Origin of the sequence: Protofrankia sp. CiP3 (assembly GCF_917627345.1) — a bacterium.
In the GTDB taxonomy this organism is placed as follows: domain Bacteria; phylum Actinomycetota; class Actinomycetes; order Frankiales; family Frankiaceae; genus Protofrankia.
The window spans coordinates 1-1621 of the sequence record NZ_CAKJTM010000014.1 but is presented as its reverse complement, the minus strand read 5'-3'; the positions used below and the strand labels follow the sequence as shown (position 1 = coordinate 1621).

Sequence of the window (1621 nt, the reverse complement as noted above, 5' to 3'; positions counted from 1 at the left end):
GGGAGAACAGCAGCAGCGCCAGGCCGACGACGTGTAGCAGCCCGTGGATCCGCTGGTTGTTCTCCAGGTAGAACGGGTTGACCGCGAGGGGGCCCTTGAACGCGCTGTTGCGCCGTTCGGAGGCTTCCTGGCCCTTGTAGTCGACGAAGACTCCGGTGGCGTCTTTCTCCTCGATGCTCTGGTTTGTCAGGAGCGCGAACCAGCCGTCGGCCTTCGCCGCCAGTTGCAGCGCGTCCTCGTCGAAGAACCAGGTCAGCAGCGGTTTACCGGTGTCGGGGTTGGTGTCGATGTGGGTGCGCAGCCACGCCCCGACCCGGCACTCCCTGGTGATCTTCTCGACGCGGGCGTGGACGGCGGCCTCGTCACGGTAGTACCGGGTGCCGAGGTTGCGGTGCAGCACGACGAGCGCGGCGCGCGCCTTGTCGATCTGTTTCTGCCGGCTGGCCGCGGACGCCGCGGCACGCCGCGCCGAGTGGGAGTACACGGTGCGCGTCGTGAACGGCGGGTCGGTGGCCTTCGGGCCGCGCAGGGTCGTGGATCCCTCGACGACCCGGTGGACGTCGCGCTGGTGGAACAGCGTGTCCTTCTCGCGCTGGGGCGCCCAGTCGACGATCGTCGCGGTGGCCGGGTCGTGCGCCGCGAGCGCGGCCAGCCCGACGATGGTCCGCGGGGCCGGGGCGACGAACGTGGCGCCGGCCGCGTCGATCGCGGTCAGGTTCGTGTAGGAGACGAGCGTGCTGTCGCCGACGAGCAGGAACCGGCGCGGCCCGGCGAGCTCACGCAGGGCCCGCAACGCGCCCTGGACCTGCGAGACCTCGGCGGCGCCGCCGTCGTAGACGCGGGTCAGCAGCGAGACCGCGCCGTCGGCGCAGGTCGCGAAACCGGCCTGCACCTGCTTGAGGTCGAAGCGGTGGTCCTTCGGGTGGCCGGGCTTCGGGGTTGCGTAGGCGGGGTCGGTCCGGTCGTAGGTCCCGAACACGGACATGCTGGTCAGGTCCCAGTGGATCTCGGAGACGTCGAGGCCGAACACCGCGATCGCCCGCGCGGCGATCGCGCCGGCGACGGCGTCGGCCTGCTCGGCCAGCGCCTCCAACGCCCGGCCGCACCGGTCATCGTTGAGCGCGTCCGGCTCGATCCCGAAGATCTCCAGGACGGCCCACCTCTCGCCCCAGTCCTCGACCCGGACCAGCGGGGTCGGGGAGGTCAGCCGGTTGGCGACCAGCATGGCGATGACCTCGCCATGGGTGTGGCGGGCCTTGTTCTCCTGGATCGGGCAGAGCCGGTCGATGACGGCGACCAGGTCGAGGCGGGCCAGCAGGTCACGGATGACCGGCAGCGAGCCGAGGAACTTCTCCAGGCTCGGGGGGCCGTAGCCCAGTTCGGCGGTCGCCAGCACGCTCCGCACCGTGCCAGATCGGATGCACCACACACCAGTGCGATCATCACCCTGTCCGATCAAGAAGTCACACCATCAGCACACCGCACGAACGTGCGGAGTACAGGAGTTCTTCACCGACCTGGCCGGATACGCCCGCACCCATCCGGGCGCCCGACTGGACACGTGGAGACCAGCTCGTACTACTACCACCCGAGCAGTCTCTTCGAGTCCGACTACGACAGC

General features: G+C 69.9%; 2 protein-coding genes. One reads left to right on the top strand and one right to left on the bottom strand.

The features are described from left to right. Window positions 1-1396, bottom strand: a 1396-nt coding sequence (locus MJ797_RS07735; RefSeq protein WP_239333212.1) for an IS1634 family transposase, incomplete at its 3' end; no start/stop codon positions are given. A gap of 22 nt (window positions 1397-1418) precedes the next feature. Here MJ797_RS07735 and MJ797_RS27430 point away from each other — a divergent pair. After that, a partial coding sequence (locus MJ797_RS27430; protein ID WP_374581687.1) for a replication-relaxation family protein occupies window positions 1419-1621 on the top strand: 203 nt, incomplete at its 3' end.